Below are 1,256 nucleotides of genomic sequence, written 5' to 3'. Positions count from 1 at the left end.
CCAGTGCCCAGGAACAAGGCGATCTTCGACCTCCGGTGGACGCAGGTGAATGCTGAGTTCCGCAGGGTAGCGCTCTCGACGTGTGGCACTCTGGGTTCGCGGGCGGCGCTTGCCCTTACCTTGGCGCAAGTAGCTGATGAGCTGGCGCTTCAGCTCCCCTCGCGGATAGGCATAAATAGCCAGGTAGATGGTTTCGTGACTCACATGTCGCTCGGGATGATCGGGCCAGATACTGCGTAGTCTGCTGGCAATTTGCTGGGGTGACCAGCCAATGCGCAGCATTTCCATGATCACTTGGAACAACTCAGAGCCAGAGCACAAACGAGACTGGCGGCGAGGCTTGTGACGTAGCACTCGAGCCCTGCTGGCGGCGTGAGCCGAATCGTATCGACCCAGTTGGCTGTGCCGCCTGATCTCACGGCTAATGGTACGGGGATGACGCCTGAGTAAAACGGCGATAGCTCGCAGAGAAAGATGTTGAAGCTGCATCACCATGATGGCGACACGCTCCTCAGTGCTGAGATGTGTGTACTTCGTTGGCATGGCAACACCTTACATCAGGTGTTGCACTTGGTCCTTGATGGACTGGCCCCTGCCAAACCGGACACCAATACCCCGTTAAATTGATGCCGCTGCCAAGCGCCTAAACTCCCTTGGTGAACGGTATTTCAACGCGCTGTGCGGATGCTCCTCGTTGTAATGCTCAAAGGCAATCGTCAGGTTGCGCAAGGCTGTTTCACGGTCAGGTTTGGGCATGTGCGCGACGTAGTCGCGCTTCATCGTTTTGACGAAGCTCTCGGCCATGCCGTTGCTCTGTGGGCTGCGCACCGGTGTCGTCACCGGCTGCAAGCCTATCTGTCGGGCAAACAGGCGTGTCTGTTCCGCGATGTAGGCCGAGCCATTGTCGCTCAGCCATTGCACCGGAGTGGCAGGCGCCTCTTCACCGAAGCGTTTTTCCACCGCCTCCAGCATCAGATCACGGATATCGTCGCCGCTGTACCCGGTCGGGCTGGCCACCCAACCGATGGCTTCGCGGTCGCAGCAGTCTAGGGCAAAGGTCACGCTCAGCTTGGCGTTATCATCACAGCGAAACTCAAACCCGTCCGAGCACCACCGGGTATCGCTGGTGGCGACGGCAATGCGGCCTTCGTGGCGACGCGCCACGCCGGGTTGTTTAATTCGTCGCTCAAGCAGCAACTGATGATCGCGCATCACGCGATAGACCCGCTTGACGTTGATCGGCGCCTGACTTTGTT

At 58.7% G+C, this 1,256-nt stretch carries 2 protein-coding genes; both read right to left on the bottom strand.

The features are described 5' to 3' along the window. Nucleotides 1-543, bottom strand: a 543-nt coding sequence (locus tag F8N44_RS31220) for an IS30 family transposase (protein WP_150652967.1), incomplete at its 3' end; no start/stop codon positions are given. Between the two features lie 75 nt (nucleotides 544-618). Next, on the bottom strand, nucleotides 619-1,256 hold a 638-nt coding region (locus F8N44_RS31215; RefSeq protein WP_150649842.1), incomplete at its 5' end, for an IS3 family transposase.

Origin of the sequence: Pseudomonas fluorescens, from assembly GCF_902497745.1 — a bacterium.
Lineage (GTDB): Bacteria > Pseudomonadota > Gammaproteobacteria > Pseudomonadales > Pseudomonadaceae > Aquipseudomonas > Aquipseudomonas fluorescens_BM.
Note: the sequence above shows the minus strand (reverse complement) of the source record. Positions and strands in the feature narration are given on the sequence as shown.